This window comes from Pseudomonas sp. 273 (genome assembly GCF_029201425.1).
In the GTDB taxonomy this organism is placed as follows: Bacteria; Pseudomonadota; Gammaproteobacteria; order Pseudomonadales; family Pseudomonadaceae; genus Pseudomonas; species Pseudomonas delhiensis.
Map to the genome: position 1 here is coordinate 4,336,604 of NZ_CP116775.1, position 23,582 is coordinate 4,360,185.

Here is a 23,582-nt window from a genome sequence, read left to right on the forward strand (position 1 = left end):
GTCCGCTCCTACGGGGGAGCAATACCGTGTTTCCCGGCAACCTGTAGGAGCGGGCCCTGCCCGCGAAATCGCGCGCAGGGCGCGCTCCTACATGGGAATGGTGTCGGTGGGACGGCGTAGGAGCGGATCTCATCCGCGAATTGCGCCTGAACCTCCGGCTATCGCGGACAAGGTCCGCTCCTACGGGGGAGAAATACCGTGTTTCCCGGCAATCTGTAGGAGCGGGCCCTGCCCGCGAAATCGCGCGCAGGGCGCGCTCCTACATGGGAATGGTGTCGGTGGGACGGCGTAGGAGCGGATCTCATCCGCGAATCGCGCCTGAACCTCCGGCTATCGCGGACAAGGTCCGCTCCTACGGGGGAGAAATACCGTGTTTCCCGGCAATCTGTAGGAGCGGGCCCTGCCCGCGAAATCGCGCGCAGGGCGCGCTCCTACATGGGAATGGTGTCGGTGGGGCGGCGTAGGAGCGGATCTCATCCGCGAATCGCGCCTGAACCTCCGGCTATCGCGGACAAGGTCCGCTCCTACGGGGGAGAAATACCGTGTTTCCCGGCAATCTGTAGGAGCGGGCCCTGCCCGCGAAATCGCGCGCAGGGCGCGCTCCTACATGGGAATGCTGTCGGTGGGACGGCGTAGGAGCGGACTCTGTCCGCGATTTGGCGGATAACGCCGTAGGCGTTATGCGCCCTACGAACTATCGCGAACGCGGGACCCCAAGCTCGCTCCTACAGTCCCGGGCCAGCCGCGGCGCCCCTCACCGCACCACCGCCAGCTCGAACCCACCCTGGTCCGCGTGCTCGCGCACCTTCATGCCTTCCCCGTTCACCGCCAGGTTTTCCAGCGGCCGCTTGTAGGGCTTGTTGTCCAGGGTCTGCAGGGCGCGGTCCTCGTCGGTGGTCAGCAGCAGCACGTAGCGCTCGCCCTGGTTGGCGCGCACCGGCACCGTGCCTTCGATGAAGGCGTAGCGGTACCAGGTTTCCGGGTTGAGCTTGTACACCGCGTCGCTGACCAGGCGCGTCGGGCGCTTGCGTTCGTCGAGGAACAGCAGCGACGGGTAGACCACCTGGTGGTTGGAGAAACTGCGCACGCGCAGGCCGTAGACCTGCTGCGAGGCCGGCAGCTTCATGGCCACGTAGTAGCTCTTGCCCATGGGGAAGTCGAAGCTGGGGGAGAACTTGTTGAGCTCCTCGTAGCGCGGCTCGTCGGCGTTCAGTTCGGTGAACTCGCCGTCGGCTATCTGCTCGCAGCAGCGCCGCTGCAGGTCCTGGTAGAGGTCGTCGAGGGTCTTGCCGCTGCCCTTGAGCAGGGCCTTCATGGCGTCCGTCTGCTCGCCGCTGCCATCCAGCCCGGGCAGGGCCTGCGGGCGCTGCTTGAACTGCACCTCGCGGCCTTCGGTGAAGGCGATCTGGCTGCGGCGGATGCCGTCGGCGCGGTCCTGGGCGGTGATCGGCGAGTTGTGCATGCGGCCCTGCTCGTCGACCCAGGTGTAGTACGGGTTGCCGTTCTCGCTGCGGACGAAGCCCTTGTCCTCGTAGGCCTCGGCGTCGATGTACTCGGAGGAGTGGTCGCCGTTGGGCAGCACGTAGTCGCCGCGCCCGGCGGGCACCTGGTTGCCGGCGTAGAAGCTGTTCTGCAGGTTGCCCTGGCCATCCACCCAGGTGAAGTAGCGGCGCTTGCTCTCCCCCGCCGGCGCGCTGCCGGGCCAGAGGGTGCCGCCGTCGTCGCGCTGGCGGGCGCGGTCGCTCTGGTCGATGCGCTTGGCCGCCTGGCGCTGCTGCTGGCCGTAGCCGGCGTCGACGAAGGTGTTGTGCACCTGGCCGCTGTCGTCGATCCACGACAGGTAGCGCCCGGCGTCGGCCAGCGCCGGCAGCGGCGCGGCCGCCGTGGCCAGCAGGCAGAGGAGCAGGTGGCGGGAACGCTGCATCCGTCCGGTCCTCAGAAGGTGGTGTTGTAGGTCAGTGCGAAGATATAGGCCTTCACCGTGGTGTGTACATCCATGCCGGCATAGGGGTTGTAGACCAGGTTGTCGATGCCGGTGCAGGTCAGGTTGCAGCTCTGCCCGTTCTTGATGCTCTGCTTGGAGACGAAGTAGTTGAAGCCCAGGTCGATGTTGGTGTCCTTGTCCCAGCGGTAGCCCAGGCCCAGGCCGTACAGGTCGGCGTCGCCGATGGGCACCAGGGCGTCGGCCTTGCTCTTGGGGATCGCCGAGGGCCGGTACTCGTAGCCGGCGCGCAGCTGCAGGCGGTCGTTGACGTCGTACTGCACGCCCATGGCGTAGCTCCAGGTGTCGCGGTAGCCACGGTCGAGGATGATGCTGTGGTCGGTGGCGCCGTTGGGCGCGAAGTTCTTGGCGATGCGCAGCAGGTCCAGTTCCTTGTCGAACTCGATCTCCAGGTTGTTCCAGTCGCTGTAGCCGCTCCACTTCAGATCGAAGTTGAACTGCCAGTCGTCGAACGGGCGCAGCTTGATGCCGGTGGAGAAGTTGTCCGGGTTGGTCATCTTCAGCGTGGCCACGCCGTGCTCCTCGTCGGCGTTGCCGTAGGGGAACAGGGGGCTGAGGAAAGCGCCGAACACCGAGTTCTGCAGGCCGGACCAGAAGCCCTGCCAGTCCTTGGTGTAGTCCACCCGGTACTTGCCCTTGAGCTTCATGCGCGACTCGCTCTGGTACACCGCGCCCCAGGCGAACCAGTCGTTGGGCTCCCAGAGCACGCCGAGGTTGTAGCTGGGCGAGAGGGTCTGCTGCATGTCCAGCTTGAGGTTGGCCAGGGTGTCGTAGGGGCCGATGCGGCCGCCGCAGACGTTGAACACCAGCTCGACGATCTCCTGCGCGCCGGGCACGCAGGTGGTGTCGTGGAGGGTCTGCAGCAGGCCGGTGAGCAGGCCCGGGTTGCGGAAGTCGGTGTCCAGGGCCATGGCCTGGTGCGAGAAGCCGATGGACAGGCCGAACGACAGGCTGTCGTTCATCTGGTAGCCCACCGAGGGCGAGAAGTAGGTCAGCCGCTGCAGCGACACACGGCGGCCGTCGTAGCGTCCCGGGTCGCTGTCCGAGTCACGCGAGTAGCCCAGCGCCTGCGGCGTGTAGACGTTGGTGGCGAAGGTGAACTTGGAGCCCGGCGGGTTGATCGACAGGCCCGCCAGGGGCGCCACCAGCATGGGCACGTCGGTCATGCCGCCCAGGCCGGGCAGGTACATGGTCGGCGTCATGGTGCGGCTGTGGGAGTTGGCCACCGGGTCGTCGCTGACGCCGAAGGTGCTCTCGCCGTAGTTCGGCGGCGCGTGGAAGCCGGCGCGGATGTCCATCACCCCGCTGACCAGCTTCACCGTGGTCTGCCGGCCCTTGAGCTTGGTCAGGGCGGCGGGGTTGTAGTGCACCGCGTCGATGCCGGTGGAATCGGCGGTGACCGCGTTGCCCAGGGCCATCGCCTTGGGGTTGCCGATGGTGATGTCGTTGGCCAGTTGGGCCTGGGCCGGCAGAATCCAGCCAAGCCCCGCCCCTGCCATCGCCAGCAACAGTGGCGAAATGCGCTTCGTCATGGGAACTCCGCTCGCCGTTTAGTCGGGCTTCAGGCCCTTGATATCCAGGGGCAGGGAAACCCCCAGCAAGATATCCGGTGAGTCTTCGGTCAAGCCGAAGCCGGCGTTCACGTTGACGATGTAGTCAGGCGAGGTTCGCAGGCCGAGCGAGAAGTTCATGACCGCGCTGGTCTGCTCGGGAGCCTCTACCGTGCGGGTGTCGAAGTGGTAGCGGCTCTTCATCTGGTAGGCCATCTGGTAGGAGGTGGCCAGGGACACGTCGTAGGACAGCGCGTAGGCCATGCCCATGGCGAAGTTCAGGGTGTCGCCCGGGGTGACCTTGTTCAGCTCCTCGCCATACTGGTTCTGGTGGATGTTGTCCACCTTCAGGTTGTAGGTGTAGCCGAGCGAGCCATAGAGCACGACGGGGTCGATCACGTAGGACATGTTGGCGCCCACGCCCAGGCTGTAGTAGCCGTTGCCGGTGGAGACGTCGTTGTCCGGGTTCATGTCGAACGGGCTGTCGCCGGTGGGCAGGCCGAGGGTGGCGTAGAAGGTGGTGACCGGGCGCCCGCGCATCGCCGCCCAGGGCTGCCAGCGCAGGGTGGCGGAGATGTCGCCGAGGCTGTAGGCGTGGATGTCGCGCTCGGTGTCGTACTTGGCCACGAAGGGCAGGCGCAGGCTGAAGGTCAGGTTGTCCCAGACGCCGTAGTCGAAGGTGAAGGAGTTGGTGAAGGTGTGCTGCGCCTCGCTGGTCGCCAGCACGCTGTAGACGCTCTCGCCGGTGCGCACCTGCTGGATGCGGGTGTCGCGCATCATCGAATAGTCCAGGCCGTAGGTGAGGGTCCGCTCGCCCTTCTTCAGCAGGGTGTAGCTCTTCTCCGCCGCCTGGAACACCTCTTCCAGGGCCTTGGCGCTGTCGGCATCGTCGGCCTTCTTGGCCAGCGCGTCACGCGCCTGGTCGACCGAGCCTTCCTCGGCAGGCGCCGGGCCCGAAGCCAGCAAGGCCAGTATGGCGGCGCACGCATACCCCCTGAATCTCATGATGCAATCCCCTGGTCTTGTTCTTATGGAAGGATGGAAACGCCGCTCACTTGCTGCGTATGAATTGCACGTCGCCCTTGGACGCGGCCTCGATCATCCGGTTGCTGGTGAACTTGCTCATCTCCGGGAACTCGCGGAAGGCCAGCAGGCTCACGGTGCGGTCGTCCACCAGGCGCAGGTCCTGCTCCTTCAGGGCCAGGGCGTTGTGCGGTTCCTGGCCGCCGGGGTAGATGACGAAGAGCACGTTCTGGTCCCAGATGGCCTCGAAGCGGCTGCGGGTGAAGCTGATGTTGCCCAGGGCGGGATCGGCGACGAAGACGTGGTCGTTGTAGACGTCGCGCACCACCACGAAATGCTTGAAGCCGCCGTAGTGGATGGGCACCAGCGCCGGGTGCTCCAGCGAGTCCAGGTCGGCGAACTCGGCGCGGAAGCCGCCGCTCTTGTAGCCCAGCGCGGCCGCGTAGCGCTTCATGTCCAGCAGCGAGAAGCCGCGGCGCTGGACGATCTTGTCGGCCTCGCCGTACTTCAGCAGGCCTTCCATCACCTGGCGTTCCTGCAGGTTGCGGCCCAGGTAGTAGTCCAGCAGGGTGGTCAGCGCCGCCGATCCGCAGCTGTAGTCGTAGGCCTGGCGGATGACATTGCGGAACTGCACCTGGCTCATGGGTTCGAGCTGCACGGACTCGCGGAAGGGGCCGTTGGGCGTGAGCTGCTGGGTGATGTTCACCGTGCCCTGGGATTGCGGTTTGGTGTCCACCGTCTGGGTGAAACCGAACAGGCCGAGCAGGCTTCCCAGCAGTATCTCGAACATCCCCTCTCCTCTCTCCTGGAAAAACCCTTGCCGGCACGGGCCGGCAAGGGGATACGCGTCACACGACCGATGGATCAGTGGCCCCAGATGCGGACCTGGGAACCGGCCATGTTCAGGTTGGAAACGGTCAGCGAACCGATGCTGGCGGCGCTGGTGTCGCCCACCTTGATGGCGCCCACCGAGACGTCGCCGGTCATGCCCGGCAGGCCCAGGGCCAGCTGCTGGGTGTCGGCGGTACCGATCTTGGTGGTGACCACGTCGACGGTCAGCGGGTTGGCGTCGTCGATCTTCAGGGCGGTGCCGCCCGGGCCGGTCAGGGTGATGTTCTCCAGGCGCAGGGAACCGGACTTGGTGTCGTCGATCTTGTCGGTGTAGACCACCGCCCCGATGCTCGCCTTGAAGTCACCGGCGATGCTGATGCCGTCCTGGCCGGTCACGCCGGCGAGTGCGGAGTCGTCCATGGATTTGAGATCGGCATGGGCCAGGAAGGGAGCGGCCAGAACAGCGCTTGCAAGAACCAGTTGTTTGATTTTTTTCATTCTTGTTTCTCTCCAGTGTTCAGGTGGGATTGCCCCAGGGCACTGCAGGAGGCGTCCTGCCCCGCTGCAGGTTGGCCGGCCAAGCCGACCCTCCAGACCCGCGCCGTCTTCCCTAGGTGCCGCGGGCATGGATTCGTGAAGCACCAGGCTTCGCGTCCTGTTTTCCAAGCTACTGGCCAACCCCCCACCTGCCAGCCCATCCAAGGGATGGAGCCGGACGATCCCCGCGCATCAGGCTTCGCTGAGCAATCCCAGGCTCTTGCCCTTGAGTACCGCCTGGGTGCGGCTGCGCACCCCCAGCTTGGCGAACAGGTTGTGCAGGTGCCACTTGATGGTGGCCTCCGACAGGTGCACCGCCTGGGCGATATCGCGGTTCGAAAGCCCTGCCGCCACCAGCCGCAGGATTTCCCGCTCGCGATGGCTAACATCCTGATTTTCCTCGAAACCTGCAGGGTCCACGGACAGCCTGCGGCACTGTTCGCGGAGCAGTTCGGCCACCCCCTGCCAGGCCGCCGCGCGCTTGGGCTCGGCCTCGCGCCAGGCATCCCAGAACGGCAGCAGCCAGACGGCGTCGTCCTGGAACAGCCGGCGGTAGCCCAGGTTCCAGGCTTCCTCGAGGGTGGGGGCGAACAGGGCGAAGGCCTTTTCGCTGTTACCTTTCTGCCAATACGCCACAGAAAGTAACAAGGCCAGGCGCAACCGCCGGTCGCGCTGGTAGGGCGAGGCGTTCGCCGCCAGCGCCGATTCCAGACGCTGCTGGGCGCGCTCGGCGCGCCGTTCCGACAGCGCCACCCGCGCCTCGGCCAGGGCCAGCGCGGCCTGGGCGTCGGCATAGCGTTCGGTGGAGAGGCCCGACAGGTGCCGCGCCAACTGCAGGCAGACGCGCTCGGCCTCGTTCGGCCGGCGCAGCCACAGCAGCAGCTGCACCTTGCAGCCCATGGCCAGCGCATAGACGCGTTCGTAGCCCGGCGACTGCAGGCCGGCCAGCCATTCGTCGAGCTGCGCCAGGCCCTGTTCGGCCTCGCCGGCGAAGAACCGCGCCTTGGCCATCACCAACTGGCCGCGGCTGATCAGCTCCATGGGCGTGGCGACGTCGCGCCAGGTGGTGGCCAGCGGCAGTTCAGCGAGGATGGCGGCATGGCGGTCCTGCTCGTAGAGGATGTCGGCATAGGCCAGGGCCAGCGGCCCGCCCACCCGGCTGCGCCGGCCGAAGACGCGCTCGACGCGGCTGCGCGCGCCCTCGGCGATGGTCCGGCCGCGCTCCAGCTCGCCGCTCTCCTTGCAGATCAGCGCCTCGATCATGCTCGCCACCACCTGCAGGTACTCGCTGTCGGCCATGCGCAGGCACTCGCGGGCCACGCCGATGGCGCCGGCGGCCTCGGCGTAGTCGCCCAGCAACGCGTGGGCGGCGGCGAGGATGCAGGCCAGGCTGGCGCGGAACACCGGCTGGTTGGCCGGCACCAGCGCCAGCCACTGGCGCGACACCTTGAGGCTGGCCTCCAGCTTGTCCTGGTACAGCAGCACCAGGGCCTTGAGCACCTGGGCCACGGCCAGCAGCTCGGCCAGGCCGAAGTTGCGCGCCTTGCCCTGCCCCATCAGCAGGCGGGCGCTGAGTTCCTCGATGAGCGCCTCGGCCTCGGCGAACTTCTGCTCGAAGGCCAGCTGCCAGGCGTAGAAGATCTGGAACACCGGGTGCTCGCGGATCACCTCGGCGGGAATGCCGCCGAGCATGCCGAGGATGCTGTACACCCGGTTGCCGGCGATCAGCCGGGCGCCCTGGCGCTCCAGCAGGTCGGCGGCGAAGGCGTAGTCGCGGGCGCGCAGGGCGTAGCGCACGGCGCGGTCGGCCATGTCGCGGCTTTCGCACCAGCGCGCGGCGGCGTTGAGCAGCGGCGTGGGGTCGGCGCTGCGGGTCAGGCGGCCCTGGAGGAAGTCGGCGAACAGGTGGTGGTAGCGGAACCACTCGCGCGCATCGTCCAGGGGGATGATGAACAGCTGCTCGTTCTGCAGGCGCATGAGCATGTCCAGGCCGTCGCGGCGCCCGGTCAGGGCGTTGCACAGCTCGGCGCAGAACTCGTCGAGCACCGAGGTCTGGTCGAGGAACTGCTGCAGCGCCGGCGGCAGGCTGGCCAGCACGTCCTCGGCGAGGTAGTCGGCGATGTCCCGCTCGGTGCCCGACAGGCTGCGCAGGAAGCCTTCGCGGTCGCTGTGCCGGGCCAGCGCCAGGGCGGCCAGGTGCAGCGCGGTGATCCAGCCCTCGGTGCGCTTGTACAGCAGGCCCAGCTCGGCGTCGTCCAGCTGCAGGCCCTTGAGTTCCAGCAGGTAGGTGTCGGCTTCCTCGCGGGTCAGGCGCAGGTCGGCGCCGTTGAGGCAGAAGGCCCAGGGCGCCAGCGCCGGCTCGTCCACCAGGAAGCGCGGGCGATAGCGGGTGCTGGTGACCAGGCGGACATTGTCCGGCAGGTGCTCGATCAGGTAGCGCGCCCCCGGCTGCAGGGCCGGGTGGCGGATCTGGTGGAAGTCGTCGAGGAACAGGTAGATCGCCCCGTCGATACGCTTGAGGTCGGCGAGGAAGGCATCCAGCAGCCCTTCCAGCGGCAGGGTCATGTCCGACTGCAGCAGGTTCGAGGTGTTGGCGCCGAAGCCGGGGGCGACGCTGCGGATGCTCTCCACCAGGTACTGCAGCAGGCGCTGCGGCTCGCTGTCGCCCTCGTCGCACGACAGCCAGGCGACCAGCGCGCCGCTGGCCAGCAGGCGCTCGCGGAACAGGCTGAGCACGGTGCTCTTGCCGAAGCCGGCCGGCGCGCTGAGGATCAGCGCGCGCTGCTTGCGCGCCGCGAACAGGCGGTCGATGAGCGCGCGCCGCGGCAACAGCAGCGTACCCTCGGTGCGCGGCGGGAACAGCTTGGTGCGCAACAGCGGCAGGGGCGGCTGCTGGGAATTGAGTGTGGTCATGTCAGAGCAGGCTCAGTTCGCGGGCACGGCGAATCGCTTGGGTCCGATTGCGCACCTTGAGTTTCTCGTAGATGTTGTGCAGGTGCCATTTGACGGTGCCCAGGGCCAGCGACAGCTGCTGGCCGATCTCCTCGTTGGAGAGGCCCTGGGCCGCCAGGCACACCACTTCCCGCTCGCGGTCGGTCAGCCCTTCCTCGAGCACGTCCTGTGCCTTGCGCGTTTCCTGGCCGGGCCAGAGCCCCAGCAGGCTGCGGATGAACACCTGCAGCGCCGGCTGGCGCTCGGTGGCCTCCAGTTGCTGGAGCATCAGGCGGATGCCCTCGCCCTCTTCGATGAACAGGCTGCGCACGCCTTCGCGCTCGGCGCCCACCAGGCACTGCCCGAGCAGGCTGTTGGCGCGTTCCTGGTAGCCCAGGCGCTGGTAGCTGAGCGCCGCCAGCAGGTCCAGGCGCAGGCGCTGCAGGCCGTGCCAGTTGGGCTGCAGCAGGCCGCGCAGCTGGGTGATCTCGTGCAGCGCCTCGCTGAAGTGGCCGCGCGCCTGCAGCAGGCGCACGCGGCTCAGGCCGCGCACCCAGAGCACCGGGTTGAACGGCCCCTGGCGGTAGGAGGCGGCGAGCTTCTGCCAGTCGATGCCGTTCAGGCGCTGTTCGGCGCGCTTGCAACGGTCCGCCGCCGGCTCCTGGAGGATCAGGTTGATCTCTTCGCCCACTGCCATGGCGAAGATGCGCCAGGAATGGTTGCGCGAGGCCAGGCTCTGCATCAGCCCGAGAGTCGCCTGGGCCTCCTTGCCGCGCCCCTGCAGGCGCTGCACCCGCGCCAGGCACTGCATGCCCTGGGCATAGAGGTCGATGGGGTTGATCACGTCGACGCGCCCCAGCGCCCAGCGCAGGCGTTCTTCCAGGCCGTCGACGTCCATGCGGTAGTAGGCGGTCAGGCCCTCGGTGATGGCCGGCAGGGCCAGCGCCTGGGAACGCCGGTCGAACAGCGGCACGGCCTGCTGCTTGACGCGCTCCACCAGCAGCTGCGCCTGCTTCACCTGGCCCTGCTCCAGGGCCAGCATCACCTCGATGGTGGACAGCTGCATGTGCAGGTAGCGGCCGTCGAGGAAGTGGTTGCGCTGCTGCGCCAGGCCCATCAGGCGGCGCGCCTGCTCGGGCTGGCCGTGCATGACCTGGGCGAAGGCGGCGACCAGCAGCACGGCGCATTCGAGGAAGGCCGAGTTCTGCCCCAGCTGGCTCTCCACCCGGCGGGCCAGGGCGATGCACTGCTCGAGGTCGTCCTTCTGCAGCGCCAGCACGGCCTTGACCGCCAGCGCCGAGAGGTACTGGTCGCCCATCGGCGTCTGCGGCTTGCCGTCGCTCCAGCGCGCCAGCAGCTCGTCGAGCATGCGGTTGGCCTCGGGCAGGCTCAGCTCGCTGGCGCGGGTCCAGACGTCGCTGAGCACCAGGATGGGGTAGCGCGCGGCGATCTCGTCGGGCACCTGCCGACGCCAGCGCGAGATCAGGTACAGCTGGCCACGGTTGATCAGCTCCAGGCCGTAGCCGTCCACCAGCGCGGCGAGCATCTCCGGGTCCTCGGCCAGGCAGGCGTGCTCGATGGCCAGGGTCGGCATGTGGTGGTTGGTGAACCACAGGCTGGCGTTGAAGTGCAGTTGCTTGAAGCGCTCCGGCTCGCGTTCGCGCAGGTGCGCGCGGAGGAAGTCGGCGAACAACTGGTGGAAGCGGTACCAGTGGCGCTCGCGGTCCAGCGGCATGAGGAACAGCTGCAGGCTGTCCAGGCGCTCCAGCAGGGCCTGGCCGTCCTGGCGTCCGGTCAGGGCGTTGGCCAGCTCGCCATTGAAGCGGCTCGCCACGCTGAGCGTCAGCAGGCTGTCGCGGATGTCCTGGGGCAGGCGTTCGAAGACGCTGCGCAGCAGGTAGTCGCCGACCTCGGCGGGGCCGCCGCCGAGCCCGGCCAGGTCGCGCTGGGCGCCGGCGGGTGGCTGGCGCAGCCACAGGCCGAACAGTTGCACGCCCATCACCCAGCCCTCGGTCCGGGCGTACACGGCCTTCAGGCAGGCCTCGTCGAGCTCCACGCCGCCACCGCTCAGGTATTCGCGGGTCTGCGCCTCGGAAAGCCGCAGCTCTTCCACCCCCACTTCCAGCAGCAGGCCCTTGGCCCGCCAGGTGGCGAGGTTCAGCGGCGGCTGCGAGCGGCTGCCGATGGCCAGGGTCAGGCCCGGCGGGGCGTACTGCACCAGGCGGTTGAGGCCGGCGAAGATGTCCGGGTGGGTGATCCGGTCCAGGTCGTCGAGCACCAGCAGCAGCGGCACGTCGACCCGCAGCAGGTCGCAGAGCAGGCTTTCCATGACCGCCACGGCCGGCACCCGCAGCGTATTGTGCAGGTAGGCGGCGGCATCTGCGCCGACGTCCGGCAGGCTGGCGGCCAGCGCCTCGGTGAGCTTGCCGCAGAAGCGCCCGGGGTCGTCGTCGGAGCCCTCAAGGGAAAGCCATACCACCTTCTGCCCCTGCGCTTCGCGGCGCTCGGCGAGCAGGGCCAGCGCGGCGCTCTTGCCGAACCCGGCGGGGGCGCTGAAGAGCAGGACGCGATGCTGGGTGGAACGCTCCAGGGCAGCCTGGAGCTGGGGGCGGTACTGGTATTCGGCAGGCACCCCGGAGGATGTCGATCTGGTACGCAGAAGGCTGCCGGCTGCGGTTTTTAGCACTACGTCCACGGCCTCTATCCCTGTTTCATTATCGTTGTGGTACGGAGCATGGCTTCCGCGGGATAATCCAATTCTTATCAGAATGCTTACCTTGCGTAAACCGAAGAGAAGGGCTCTAGCATCGACTCTTCGGGCGTGCGCAAGAATGGCTCTCAGCCTAGCCCAGGGTTCCTGTTCCTACCTATGTCCCGCTACTTCGTACACCCGCTCCCCTACCGGGAAGACCCGACGGCGCGCTTCGCCCGTATCGCCGGCGCGCCCGGCGCCGTGCTCCTGGACGCCGGCAGGCCTGGCGCCAGCCGTGGACGCTATGACCTTATGAGCGCCTGGCCATTGGCAGAACTGGCACCGGCCGCCGACGAATCGGCCAAGGCGTTCTTCGCCCGCCTGCGAACGGCGCTGCAGAGCCTCGGACAGGCCGAAGCGGCGGAAGTGCCGGACCTGCCATTCGTCGGCGGGCTGATCGGCTACCTGGGCTACGACCTGGGGCGGCGCATCGAACGCCTGCCGCAGCACAGCCGGGACGACATCGGCCTGCCCGACGCGCGGGTCGGCCTGTACGCCTGGGCGCTGGTCACCGACCACCAGCTCGGCAGCAGCCAGCTGGTGTTCCACCCGCACCTGGAAGCCGCCGAGCGCCAGCGCCTGCTGGCGCTGTTCGAGGCCGACGAGGCGCCGGCGCCGCTGCCGCCCTTCCGCCTGCACGCCGGCTTCCGCCCGGACCTGAGCCGCGAGCAGTACCGCCAGGCCCTGGAGCGGGTGCAAAGCTACATCCTCGCCGGCGACTGCTACCAGGTGAACTACACCCAGCGCTTCCGCGCGCCCTGCAGCGGCGCGCCCTGGCAGGCCTACCTGGCCCTGCGCGCGGCCTGCCCGACGCCCTTCGCCGGCTACCTGGGCCTGGGCGAGGGCGCCATCCTCAGCCTGTCGCCCGAGCGCTTCATCCGCATGCACCGGCGCCAGGTGGAGACGCGCCCGATCAAGGGCACCCGCCCGCGCGGCCGCACGCCCGCGGAGGACGCGGCCAACGCCGAGGAGCTGCTGGCCAGCCCCAAGGACCGCGCCGAGAACCTGATGATCGTCGACCTGCTGCGCAACGACCTGGGGCGCAGCTGCACGCCCGGCACGGTGCGGGTGCCGGAGCTGTTCGCGCTGGAGAGCTACCCCAACGTGCACCACCTGGTCAGCAGCGTGACCGGCGAGCTGGCCGCCGGCAAGGACGCCCTCGACCTGCTGCTGGGCAGCTTCCCCGGCGGCTCCATCACCGGCGCGCCCAAGGTCCGCGCCATGCAGATCATCGACGAGCTGGAGCCGAGCCGCCGCGGCATCTACTGCGGCAGCCTGTTCTACCTGGACGTGCGCGGCGAGCTGGACAGCTCCATCACCATCCGCACCCTGCTGGTGAAGGACGGCCAGGTCAGCTGCTGGGGCGGCGGCGGCATCGTCGCCGATTCGGACTGGGAGGCAGAGTACGCCGAGTCGCTGACCAAGGTGGACGTGCTGCTGCGCACCCTGGAGCGCCTCGGCGACTGAGCGCCGGGCGGCGTGCCCTAGGCCGCGGCCCGCCTCGGCAAGGCCACCCGCACCCGCAGCCCGCCCAGCTCGCTGCCCTCCAGCGCCAGGCTGCCGCCGCAGGCCTCGGCGATGTCGCGGGCGATGCCCAGGCCCAGGCCGTGGCCGGCCACCTGCTCGTCCAGGCGGGTGCCGCGTTCGAGCACGCTGTCGCGCAGTTCCTCGGCGATGCCCGGGCCGTCGTCGTCCACCAGCAGGCGGTAGCCGTCCTCGCCCTTCTCCACCTGCAGGCGCACCTCGCCGGCCGCCCACTTGCAGGCGTTGTCCAGCAGGTTGCCGAGCAGTTCCAGCAGGTCCTCGCGGTCGAACGGCAGGCGCAGGCCGGGCTCCGCCGCGCAGGTGATGCGCAGGTGCTGGCCGTGGATCAGCTGGAGCATCTCGCGCAGGCTGGGCAGCTCGGCGTCGCAGTCGAAGTGCGCGCCGGGCAGCGCCTCGCCCACCAGGCGCGCGCGGCCCAGCTCGCGGGCCAGGCGCTGGTCGATCTGCTCCAGCTGCTCCTGCAGCACCCGCTTCAGCTCCGGGTGCTGCTGCAGTTCCTCGCGCTCGGCCAGGCTGATCAGCACCGCCAGCGGCGTCTTCAGCGCATGGCCGAGGTTGCCCAGGGCGTTGCGCGAGCGGCGCAGGGTTTCCTCGGTGTGCTGCAGCAGGTGGTTGACCTGCTCCACCAGCGGCTCCAGCTCCTGCGGCACCTGGGTGTCCAGTTGGCTGCGCTGGCCGTCCTGCAGCTGGGCGATCTGCTGGCGCACCCGCTCCAGCGGGCGCAGCGCGCGGCGCACCGTCAGGCGCTGGAAGAACAGGATCAGCAGCAGCGCCAGCACCCCGGCGCCCAGGCCGATGTTGCGCAGGCGGTTGAAGCTCTTGAGGATCGGCGTGTAGTCCTGCGCCACGCTGATCCGCAGGGTGCGGCCGTAGCGCTTGTAGTCGCCGCGGAAGACCAGCAGGCGCTGGCCTTCCGGGCCCTTGGCCAGGCCTTCGCGCAGGCCCGGGTGGTCCGGCACCTTCAGCTCGTGGTCCCACAGCGAGCGGGAGCGCCAGTCGGTCTGCTCGAAGTGGATCTGGAAGTAGCGTCCGGAGAACAGCCGCTCGTAGGCGCCGTCGACGCGCTGCGGGTCCAGCTGCAGCCCGGCCGGGCCGCGGATGATCGCCACCAGCAGGCTTTCCGCCTCGTCCTGCAGGCCGCTGGCGAGGTAGCGGCGCAGGCCCTGGTCGAACAGCCAGAGCCCGGCCTGGGCCAGCGCCAGGCCGATCACCAGCAGCACAGCAGCGAGGCCGAAGCCCAGGCGCCGCTGGATCGAGATCAAGCCGCGCCCCCGGCGCTGCCGGCGAAGCGGTAGCCCTGGCCGCGGCGGGTTTCGATGATCTCGCGGCCGAGCTTGCGGCGCAGGTGGTTGATGTGCACCTCGATGACGTTGGAGTCGCGCTCGGTCTCGCCGTCGTAGAGGTGCTCGGCCAGGTGCGACTTGGACAGCAGCTGGCCCGGGTGCAGCATGAAGTAGCGCAGCAGGCGGAACTCGGCGGAAGTCAGGTCGACCTCCCTGTCGCCCTGCAGCACGCACTGGCGCGCCTCGTCCAGGCGCAGGCCGCCGGCCTCCAGCTGGGCCTGGTTGGCCACGCCGTGGGCGCGGCGCAGCAGGGCCTGGATGCGCAGGAAGAGCTCCTCGGGGTGGAAGGGCTTGGTCAGGTAGTCGTCGGCGCCGGCCTTCAGCCCGTCGATGCGCTCGGCCCAGGAACCGCGCGCGGTGAGGATCAGCACCGGGGTGGCCAGGCCCAGGCCGCGCCATTCGCGCAGCACGTCCAGGCCGGGGCGGCCCGGCAGGCCGAGGTCGAGGATGATCAGGTCGTAGGGCTCGCTGGCCCCCTGCACCGCGGCATCGCGGCCGTCGGCCAGCCAGTCCACGGCGTAGCCCTGGCGGGCCAGGCCGGCCAGCAGTTCGTCGGCGAGGGGGACGTGGTCCTCCACCAGCAGCAGACGCATCAGTCGTCTTCCTTATCCTTGAGGATGCGCCCGTCACGGGCATCCAGTTCCAGTTCGCGGACCACGCCACCGGGGGTGAGCAGCTCTATCTCGTAGATGTAGGTGTCGTGCTCCTTCTCAAGCTCCGCCTCGAGCAGGCGCGAGCCGGGGTAGCGCTGCAGCGCCGCCGGCAGTATCGACTCGAAGGGGCGGATCACCCCTTCGCGGGTCAGGCGCAGGGCCTCGTCCTGGCTGAGGTCGTGGGCCAGCGCCGGCCCGGCGACGCACAGTGCGGCGAGCAGGGCGTAACGCAGAGGATAGGTCATCAGTGGTCCTGGCGGTCCTTGAGCACTTCGCCGCTCACCGCGTCCAGCTCGACGTCCCATTTCACCCCCTGGGCGTCCTTGACGTCGACCTTGTACAGGTAGCGGCCGTGCTCCAGTTCAAGCTCGCTATCGTACACGGTTCCGCCGGGGTGCTTGCCCAGCGCGGCCTGGTTGAGGCGCTGGAAGTCCTGGATGGTGCCGGCGTCGCGCAGGCGCAGGGCCTCGTCGGGGCCGATGTCGTGGGCCAGCGCCAGGCTGGAGACGCCGAGCAGGCCGGCGGCGGCGATCAGGCGGGTAAGGGTGTGCATGGGGAAGACTCCTGCGAATTGCCAATGTCCGCAGGCTATCGAATAGCCATTAATCCAAGCTGAATGGGTGCGGGATGGATCATTCACCGGATGAAGGATGCTGCCTAGGAAAATACAGCGCTTATAATCGCCGCCTCGCCGGAGAGAGCCCCATGACCGCCATCCACATCAAGTCCCCTGCCCTCGTCCTCAAGGCCGGTGCCCGCGCCCTGCGGCGCATCCGCGAACGCGGCCTGGCGCCCGCCGACGTCGGCATCCTCCCCGGCGCCGCCGGCGGGCCGAAGGCGCTGGGCATCCAGGGGCTGGACCTGGCGCTGTTCGGCGAATGGCTGCCGCGCGCGCCGCGCGAGCGCTCGCTGATCGGCGCCTCGATCGGCTCCTGGCGCTTCGCCAGCGCCTGCCTGCCGGACGCCGCCGCCGGCATCCGCCGCCTGGGCGAGCTGTACACGCAGCAGCGCTTCTCGCGCAACGCCGACATCGCCGAAGTCTCGGCCAGCTGCACGCGGATGCTCGACGACCTGCTCGCCGGGCAGGACGCCAGCGTGCTGGCCAACCCGCACTACCGCCTCAACGTGGTGGTGGTGAAGAGCCACGGGCGCCTGGCCGACGACGGCAAGCGCACCCTCGGCCTGGGCCTGGGCGCGGTGATCCGCGACAACCTGCTCGGCCGCCGCCACCTGCACCGCCACTTCGAACGGGTGATCCTCCACGACGCGCGCCTGGCCCCGCCGCTGGCGCCGCTGCAGGACTTCCCCTCGCGCTGCCTGCCGCTGGACCAGGGTAACCTGCGCCATGCCCTGCTCGCCTCCGGCTCCATCCCCATGGTCATGCAGGGCGTGCGCGACATCCCCGGCGCGGGCCCAGGCACCTACCGCGACGGCGGCCTGCTCGACTACCACCTGGACCTGCCCTACGAGACCGACGGCGTGGTGCTCTACCCACACTTCACCGACAAGGTCATCCCCGGCTGGTTCGACAAGGGCCTGCCCTGGCGCCGCGGCGACGCCACCCGCCTGCAGGACGTGCTGCTGCTCGCCCCGTCCCGCGAGTACCTGGCCCGCCTGCCCCACGACAAGCTGCCGGACCGCAAGGACTTCAAGCGCTACCTGGGCGACGACGCCGGCCGCGAGCGCTACTGGAACAAGGCCATGGACGAGAGCCGCCGGCTGGGCGACGAATTCCTCGAACTGGCCGACGGCGGCCGCCTGGGAGAAAGGCTGGTCCCCCTGTAGGGCGCATAACGCCTACGGCGTTATCCGCCGTTCGGCCTTGGCCATACGCCGGGCAAGGAGCCGCCGTCAGGTTCAACCATGGAGTGGCTGGCAAGGAGGTGTAGCGGCGGATAACCGCGAACGGTTATTCGCCCTACGTCCATGGTGGGCTTGGCGTAGGGCGAATAACGCGAAGCGTTATCCGCCGTTTGACCGCGGCCCCATCCCGCTCGCTGCCGAGCACGGAGCCGCTGTCCAAGCCGCGCCAGGCTCAACAGGGAAGCACGTACGTAGGAGCAACTATCTTCTGGGCTCCCTCGTTCACGGGGGTGACTGGATCAAAATTCGCGTCTCCCATGTCGCCCCATTGTAGGAGCGGGCCCTGCCCGCGATTCGCGCGCAGGGCGCGCTCCTACAGGGGAATGGCATGGCTCGGGCAGCGTAGGAGCGGACTCCGTCCGCGATGGACCGCGCCCACACCCCACAGGATGACTCCCCTACCCCGGCTGCCCGTCGATCCGAGCCTTCCACAGCATCGGCCCGTAGTACCCGGCGAAGATCAGGAACGCCAGCGACCAGCACAGCGCTGCCAGCTGCAGGCCGCCCAGCGGCAGCCACCACACCACCACCACCCGCGCCAGCACGCCCAGGTTGAGCAGGGCGAAGCCCCAGGCCATCGCCTTCGGCGGCTGCAGCGCGCGGCCGGTGTGGCCCAGGCTGACGCGGGCGATCATCGCCAGGATCAGCCCGCCGACGCCGCCCACGGTCAGCGCGTGCAGCGGCAGGCTGGACGGCAGCGCCGCGCCGGCCGCGGACGCCGCCAGGCCGAACAGCGCCAGGGTCATCCAGGCATACGCCAGGTGCAGCGACCACAGCAGCGGCACGCTCCACAGGTCGCGGTCGTACCAGCGCCACAGGCGCACCAGGTGGCCCAGGCCGAGCAGGCCGAACAGCACCGCCAGCAGCGGCCCCGGTTGCAGGGCCGGGCCAGTGGCGCTGAGCACCGCCAGCAGCGCGCCGCCCAGCAGCAGCGCCCAGTCCAGCCACGGCCAGGCCGGCACCTGGGCGGTACGCCCCAGGCCGCGCTGGGTGAAGAAGGGAATCACCCGCCCGCCGATCAGGCTCATCAGCGCCACCACCAGCCACAGCGCGGCCAGGACGCCGCCACGCTGCCAGGCCTCGTTGCCCAGCGCCTGGCCGGCCATGACCTGGGCATCGGCCAGGGTCAGCAGGACCAGCACCATCAGCACCGGGTAATTGCGCGTCTGCCGCACCTGGTAGAGGCTGCGGCCGACGAACCAGGCCAGCGCCGGCGGGAAGGCCAGCTCCAGCACGGCCGCCAGCCACCAGGGCGCGCCCAGCAGCCAGGCCAGCCGCGCCGCCAGCCAGAGCAACGCCAGGTTGCGCAGCGGCGCGCCGCTGAGGCCCGGGCGGCCGGTCCAGGTCTGCACCGCGGTGAGCAGGAAGCCGGCGATGATCGCCAGGGCGAAGCCGAACACCATCTCGTGGCGGTGCCAGCCCAGCCAGCCGCCCAGCGGCTGCCACCCGGGCAGCCAGCCGGCCAGCGCGGCGAGCCAGAGGAAGATGGCGAGCGCCGCGAACAGCGCCCCGCCGAGGAAGAACGGACGGAAACCCAGCCGCCACAGCGGCGGGATCGCCAAAAGAACCTTGCGATCAACCAACAGCACAACAGACCTCCCAGCCCGGTTGGCGCATCTGCCGCTGGGCGATCAGGCGCAGCACGTAGCCCAGCTTGATGGCGGTCGGCCCGAGGACGGTCAGGGCGTGGGCGGCCACCAGTTGCGGCAGGTTGAGGAAGGCGTCGATGAAATAGGCGCCGAAGATGCCTCCCAGCAGCATAGCGGCACCTGCGCTGAGCAGGGCGTTGGAATGGCCGAGATTGCGTTGCGGACAGGAGAAGAAACCTTTCATCACACACCTCCGGTAGTACAGGGTGGCCGGCCCGCGGGGGCCGGCCGGTCTTGCGTCAGGCCTCCAGCGCGCTGGCGGGGCCGAAGAACTCGTAGTGGCACTGCTTTTCGGGCACGCCCAGCTCGCGCAGGTGGCGCTTCACCTGGGCCATGAACGGCTTGGGCCCGAGGAAGTAGGCGTCCAGGTCGCGCTGCGCCGGCAGCCAGTTGCTCAGCAGCTGCTGGCTGATGAAGCCCTCGGCATCGGCCTGGTCCTGCTCGCGCGGCTCGCTGTAGCAGAAGAAGTGCAGCAGCGTCGGGTGCTTGCGCGCCTGGTTCTCGATGAACTCGCGGAAGGCGTGCACGCCGCCGTGGCGCGCACAGTGGATGAAGTGCACCACGCGGCCGGCGTCCAGCGCCCGCTGCAGCATGGCCAGCGACGGGGTGATGCCGACGCCCGCGGTGATCAGCGCCAGCGGCTTGTCGCTGTCGCCCAGGACGAAGTCCCCGGCCGGCGGGAACAGGTCGATCTCGTCGCCCTCCTGGACCTGGTCATGCAGGTAGCTGGAAACCCTGCCTTCGGGCTCGCGCTTGACGCTGATGCGGTACTCGCGGCCGTTGGCCGGGGCCGACAGCGAATAGTTGCGGCGCACTTCCTCGCCATCCAGCTCCAGGCGCAGGCCGATGTACTGGCCCGGCTCGAAGTCCAGCAGCGCGCCGCCGTCCACCGGTTGCAGGTAGAAGGAGACGATCTCCTCGCTCTCGGCCACCTTGCGCGCCACGCGGAAGCGCCGCGCACCGCGCCAGCCGCCCTCTTCGGCGGCATTGCGGGCGTACACCGACTCCTCGGCGCCGATCAGGATGTCGGCCAGTTGCTGGTAGGCCGCGGCCCAGGCGGCGATCACCTCGTCGGTGGCGATTTCCTCGCCGAGCACCTCGCGGATGGCCCGCAGCAGGCAGGAGCCGACGATGGGATAATGTTCCGGGAGAATCTGCAGCGACACGTGCTTGTTGACGATCTGCCCCACCAGCGGGCCGAGGCGCTCGAGCTCGTCGATGTGGCGGGCGTACATCAGCACGCCGTTGGCCAGGGCCCGTTGCTGGTCGCCGGACGCCTGGTGGGCCTGGTTGAAGAGCGGGCGCACCTGCGGGTACTCGGTCAGCATCAGCTGGTAGAAGTGCCGGGTCAGGGCTTCGCCACCGGTTTCCAGCAGCGGGACGGTCGCCTTGATCAGGGTGCGGTGTTCGTTGGACAGCATGCGGATCTCCTTGGAACGCAAGACAGGGTGGGATCTGCCTGGGATATTTCAGGAAGCATGCCAAGGTCGCAGCCCAGTATTCCCGGGACTTTCGCCGCAACAGAAGTCATAATGACCAGCATTCATTCGAGTCATATGGACTGCCTAGAGGTCAAAATGACCAGAAACCCCTTGCTTGCCACCCTGCTCCCCCTGGTCGACGACCTGTCCCGCGAGTTGCCCGACGAGGAACGTTACCGCCGCCTGCTGGAAGCCCTGCGCGAACTGCTGCCCTGCGATGCCAGCGCCCTGCTGCGCCTGGAAGGCGAGCAACTGGTGCCGCTGGCGGTGGACGGCCTGAGCCCGGACACCCTCGGCCGCCGCTTCAAGATCGCCGAACACCCGCGCCTGCGGGCCCTGCTGGAACGCCCGGGGCCCACCCTGTTCGACGCCAACTGCGGCCTGCCCGACCCCTACGACGGCCTGGTGGAAGGCGTGCACCTGGAAGTGCACGACTGCATGGGCTGTCCGCTGTACCTGGACGAGCAGCCCTGGGGCCTGCTGACCCTCGACGCCCTCGAGCCCGGGCGCTTCTCCAGCGGCGACCTGGACAACCTGCAGGCCTTCGCCAGCCTGGCGGCCGCCACGGTGAAGGCCAGCCAGCGCATGCTCGACCTGGCCCTGCGCGCCGAGCACGAGCAGCAGCGCGCCGACGCCTACCAGCGCGCCGCCGGCGAGGCCCCGCGCGAGCTGGTCGGGCAGAGCCCGGCGCACCGCCAGCTGGTGGACGAAATCAAGCTGGTGGCCGGCAGCGACCTCAGCGTGCTGGTCACCGGCGAGACCGGCGTGGGCAAGGAACTGGTGGCCCAGGCCATCCACCAGCGCTCGCTGCGCCACACCCAGCCGCTGGTCAGCCTGAACTGCGCGGCGCTGCCGGAAACCCTGGTGGAGAGCGAACTCTTCGGCCACGTGCGCGGGGCCTTCTCCGGCGCCGTGGGCGAGCGCCGCGGCAAATTCGAGCTGGCCGACGGCGGCACCCTGTTCCTCGACGAAGTGGGCGAGCTGCCCCTGGCGATCCAGGCCAAGCTGCTGCGCGTGCTGCAGAGCGGCCAGCTGCAGCGCCTGGGCTCGGACCGCGAGCACCGGGTGGACGTGCGCCTGATCGCCGCCACCAACCGCGACCTGGCCGCGGAAGTGCGCGCCGGGCGCTTCCGCGCCGACCTCTACCACCGAATGAGCGTCTACCCACTGCACGTTCCGCCGCTACGCGAGCGCGGCAACGACATCCTGCTGCTGGCCGGCTACTTCCTCGAGCAGAACCGCCCGCGCCTGGGCCTGCGCAGCCTGCGCCTGAGCGCCGAGGCCCAGGCCGCCCTGCTCGGCTACCCCTGGCCGGGCAACGTGCGCGAACTGGAACACCTGATCGGCCGCGCCTCGCTCAAGGCCCTGGCCGCAAGCCCCGAGCGCCCGCGCATCCTCACCCTGGAGCTCGACGACCTCGGCCTCGACCAGGGCCTGCCGCTCCCCGGAGCCGACAAGGCCACGCCCACCCGCGAACTGCCGAAACCCGGCGTCGAACTGCGCACCGCCCTGGACGACTTCCAGCGCCAGCTGGTCGCCGCCAGCCTGCAGCGCCACGCCGGCAACTGGGCGGCGGTGGCCCGCGAACTGGGGGTGGACCGGGCCAACCTGAACCGCCTGGCGCGGCGGCTGGATCTCAAGTGAGCCGCGCCTGAACTATCTTTCCAGGCGCATAGTCCCGCTTCGAGGAGCCCCGCCATGCGCCACCTGCTCGTCGCCCTGCTCGGCCTCGTCCTGGCCGGCTGCATCTCGCCCAACCAGGGCCGGCCGCTGCATTTCGACGAGTTCCCCAGTGCCGAGTACCAGGCGCTGCCGGTCCACGGCAATGGCAGGATCGATGGCCGCGCCTTCCTCCGCACCCGCGCTGGCACCCTGAAGCCGGCGGCCGGCAAGGACGTGGCGCTGATCCCGGCGACGCGCTACATGGCGCCGCTGTACAAGGCCTACCAGGAGCGGCGGCCGCTAGGCGAGCCCGATGCCCGGGCAAAAATTTACACCCGCACGGTGCGCGCCGATGCCGAGGGCCGCTTCAGCTTCGGCCAGGTGCCGGCGGGGCGCTATTACCTGAGCTGCGAGGTGACCTGGGAAACCAGCGGCGCCAATGGCCCAACCACGGTGGGCGCGACCGTCATGGCGCCGCTGACCCTGCGCGAGGGCGAGGAAGTCCAGGTCGAGCTGACGCGCTGACCTGCCGACGGGGGTATGCCCGGCCGCTCGGCAAAGTGGGTACAATAGGCGGTTGCAATTGCCCACTGATGATCTGAAGGCCACCTCTTGGAACTGTTCAAGGAATTCACTTTCGAGTCCGCCCACCGCCTGCCCCATGTCCCGGAGGGCCACAAGTGCGGCCGCCTGCACGGCCATTCGTTCCGCGTGGCGCTGTACATCGAGGGCGAGGTCGACCCGTATACCGGCTGGATCCGCGACTTCTCCGAGATCAAGCAGATCTTCAAGCCGATCTACGAGCAGCTCGACCACAACTACCTGAACGACATCCCCGGCCTGGAGAACCCCACCAGCGAGAATCTCTCGCGCTGGATCTGGCAGCAGGTCAAGCCGCTGTTGCCGGAGCTGTCGCGGGTGCGGGTGCATGAGACCTGCACCAGTGGGTGTGAGTATCGCGGGGACTGAGGTCGCGCGACGCGCTGTAGGAGCGAGCTTGCTCGAGAACCTTGGCCCCCGCACCTCCCTTAACCTTGTCATTCCCGCGAACGCGGTAACCCAGTGGCTTGGGGGCTTGGTGTAGCGCGCCGCTCCGAGTGCGCTGAGATCTCTCGTTTCGCCCCCTCGGGCGAGTCACTTCTTTCAAACGCCAAAGAAGTAACCAAGAAGGCTTGCCCCGACATACGGGCCCGATGGAGCCGGGCTACCCTCCCGAATTCCCCCGCCACGGAGGCCCGCCCCGACAGCACGTCCCTGTGCTGATCGGGGCTCTCGCGACATCCATGTCGCATGACCTCCTGAGCGCCGGTTTCGCTCGGCCTTCTGAAGGGGCGTTCCGGTGCGCTCGGATATTTCTCTGGAAACCCGTAGGGCGCATAACGCCTACGGCGTTATCCGCCATCGTCGTCGGGCATCGGTGTTTGGGCCAACGGCGGATAACCGCGAACGGTTATTCGCCCTACGAGTTTGCCGGCTGACGCTACGTTATCCGCTTGCTCGGGACAGCCCCCTCTCCCTTCAGGGAGAGGGCTGGGGAGAGGGGACGGACTTCGCTCTGGCACCTCTGCCAAACCCTGACTCCGCTCCCCCTCCCTAACCCTCCCCCGCAAGCGGGAGAGGGGACCGTTCGGCGTGATGCGAAACCGCGAAGCTCCCGGGTTCCCACGTAGGGCGCGCCAAATCGCGGACAGAGTCCGCTCCTACGGTTCCAGGTAGCACGGGCGTAGGAGCGGACTCCGTCCGCGATTGGACTCACCAGC

19 protein-coding genes are annotated in these 23,582 nt (G+C 69.0%); 5 read left to right on the forward strand and 14 right to left on the reverse strand.

All coding sequences use genetic code 11. From position 1 onward, the window contains the following. Window positions 1–754: 754 nt before the first annotated feature. The 7 genes from PKO50_RS19715 to PKO50_RS19745 all read right to left on the reverse strand — a co-directional run bounded on the left by PKO50_RS19715 (window position 755) and on the right by PKO50_RS19745 (window position 11,569). Window positions 755–1,924: a MalM family protein gene (locus PKO50_RS19715; RefSeq protein WP_275626988.1), complete on the reverse strand. Its 1,170-nt coding sequence runs from the start codon at window positions 1,922–1,924 to the stop codon at window positions 755–757. Window positions 1,925–1,935: 11 nt separating this feature from the next. Further along, window positions 1,936–3,534: an outer membrane protein transport protein gene (locus PKO50_RS19720; RefSeq protein WP_109933332.1), complete on the reverse strand. Its 1,599-nt coding sequence runs from the start codon at window positions 3,532–3,534 to the stop codon at window positions 1,936–1,938. Between the two features lie 18 nt (window positions 3,535–3,552). Then, window positions 3,553–4,557, reverse strand: coding sequence for a transporter (locus tag PKO50_RS19725; RefSeq protein WP_275626989.1), 1,005 nt, complete (start codon window positions 4,555–4,557; stop codon window positions 3,553–3,555). A 46-nt stretch (window positions 4,558–4,603) separates the two neighbouring features. Next, a complete protein-coding gene (locus PKO50_RS19730) occupies window positions 4,604–5,365 on the reverse strand; it encodes a C39 family peptidase (protein ID WP_089391957.1) in 762 nt (253 codons plus the stop codon). Between the two features lie 74 nt (window positions 5,366–5,439). Next, window positions 5,440–5,904, reverse strand: coding sequence for a DUF6160 family protein (locus PKO50_RS19735; RefSeq protein ID WP_009618705.1), 465 nt, complete (start codon window positions 5,902–5,904; stop codon window positions 5,440–5,442). 231 nt (window positions 5,905–6,135) lie between these two features. Then, complete coding sequence (locus tag PKO50_RS19740; protein WP_275626990.1) at window positions 6,136–8,856, reverse strand: helix-turn-helix transcriptional regulator; 2,721 nt, start codon at window positions 8,854–8,856, stop codon at window positions 6,136–6,138. Between the two features lies 1 nt (window position 8,857). After that, the gene (locus tag PKO50_RS19745; protein ID WP_275626991.1) at window positions 8,858–11,569 is read right to left on the reverse strand and encodes a LuxR C-terminal-related transcriptional regulator; all 2,712 of its coding nucleotides are present in this window, start codon (window positions 11,567–11,569) and stop codon (window positions 8,858–8,860) included. Window positions 11,570–11,743: 174 nt separating this feature from the next. Here PKO50_RS19745 and pabB point away from each other — a divergent pair, with 174 nt between their 5' ends. Further along, complete coding sequence (gene pabB, locus PKO50_RS19750; RefSeq protein WP_275626992.1) at window positions 11,744–13,093, forward strand: aminodeoxychorismate synthase component I; 1,350 nt, start codon at window positions 11,744–11,746, stop codon at window positions 13,091–13,093. Between the two features lie 17 nt (window positions 13,094–13,110). On the opposite strand, the gene PKO50_RS19755 is transcribed toward pabB, so the two are convergent. From PKO50_RS19755 to PKO50_RS19770, 4 genes are read right to left on the reverse strand one after another with little or no spacing between them, the layout of a single operon-like run. Further along, window positions 13,111–14,433 (reverse strand): sensor histidine kinase, encoded by a 1,323-nt coding sequence (locus tag PKO50_RS19755; RefSeq protein WP_275626993.1) that lies wholly within the window; start codon window positions 14,431–14,433, stop codon window positions 13,111–13,113. Beyond that, window positions 14,430–15,107, reverse strand: a complete 678-nt coding sequence (locus tag PKO50_RS19760) for a response regulator transcription factor (RefSeq protein ID WP_109933339.1) — start codon at window positions 15,105–15,107, stop codon at window positions 14,430–14,432. The genes PKO50_RS19755 and PKO50_RS19760 overlap by 4 nt, the downstream gene beginning before the upstream one ends. After that, entirely contained in the window at window positions 15,107–15,412 is a 306-nt protein-coding gene (locus PKO50_RS19765) for a PepSY domain-containing protein (protein WP_089391963.1), read from the reverse strand. The genes PKO50_RS19760 and PKO50_RS19765 overlap by 1 nt, the downstream gene beginning before the upstream one ends. After that, entirely contained in the window at window positions 15,412–15,720 is a 309-nt protein-coding gene (locus tag PKO50_RS19770) for a PepSY domain-containing protein (RefSeq protein WP_275626994.1), read from the reverse strand. The genes PKO50_RS19765 and PKO50_RS19770 overlap by 1 nt, the downstream gene beginning before the upstream one ends. Before the next feature lie 152 nt (window positions 15,721–15,872). Here PKO50_RS19770 and PKO50_RS19775 point away from each other — a divergent pair, with 152 nt between their 5' ends. Continuing rightward, window positions 15,873–16,952: a patatin-like phospholipase family protein gene (locus PKO50_RS19775; RefSeq protein WP_275626995.1), complete on the forward strand. Its 1,080-nt coding sequence runs from the start codon at window positions 15,873–15,875 to the stop codon at window positions 16,950–16,952. Between the two features lie 476 nt (window positions 16,953–17,428). Here PKO50_RS19775 and PKO50_RS19780 read toward each other — a convergent pair whose 3' ends face one another. From PKO50_RS19780 to hmpA, 3 genes are read right to left on the reverse strand one after another with little or no spacing between them, the layout of a single operon-like run. Beyond that, window positions 17,429–18,619, reverse strand: coding sequence for an NnrS family protein (locus PKO50_RS19780; RefSeq protein ID WP_275626996.1), 1,191 nt, complete (start codon window positions 18,617–18,619; stop codon window positions 17,429–17,431). Next, window positions 18,606–18,863, reverse strand: a complete 258-nt coding sequence (locus PKO50_RS19785) for a transmembrane sensor/regulator PpyR (protein WP_089391967.1) — start codon at window positions 18,861–18,863, stop codon at window positions 18,606–18,608. The genes PKO50_RS19780 and PKO50_RS19785 overlap by 14 nt, the downstream gene beginning before the upstream one ends. 55 nt (window positions 18,864–18,918) lie before the next feature. Then, window positions 18,919–20,100 (reverse strand): NO-inducible flavohemoprotein, encoded by a 1,182-nt coding sequence (gene hmpA / locus PKO50_RS19790; RefSeq protein WP_275626997.1) that lies wholly within the window; start codon window positions 20,098–20,100, stop codon window positions 18,919–18,921. Window positions 20,101–20,256: 156 nt separating this feature from the next. On the opposite strand from hmpA, the gene norR reads away from it, so the two are divergent. The 3 genes from norR to queD all read left to right on the forward strand — a co-directional run bounded on the left by norR (window position 20,257) and on the right by queD (window position 22,791). Further along, window positions 20,257–21,804, forward strand: a complete 1,548-nt coding sequence (gene norR, locus PKO50_RS19795; RefSeq protein WP_109937249.1) for a nitric oxide reductase transcriptional regulator NorR — start codon at window positions 20,257–20,259, stop codon at window positions 21,802–21,804. Window positions 21,805–21,858: 54 nt separating this feature from the next. Continuing rightward, on the forward strand, window positions 21,859–22,347 hold the full coding sequence (locus tag PKO50_RS19800; RefSeq protein ID WP_275626998.1) for a carboxypeptidase-like regulatory domain-containing protein: 489 nt from the start codon (window positions 21,859–21,861) through the stop codon (window positions 22,345–22,347). Between the two features lie 87 nt (window positions 22,348–22,434). Continuing rightward, window positions 22,435–22,791: a 6-carboxytetrahydropterin synthase QueD gene (gene queD, locus PKO50_RS19805; protein WP_089391973.1), complete on the forward strand. Its 357-nt coding sequence runs from the start codon at window positions 22,435–22,437 to the stop codon at window positions 22,789–22,791. The last annotated feature ends 791 nt before the right edge of the window (window positions 22,792–23,582 follow it).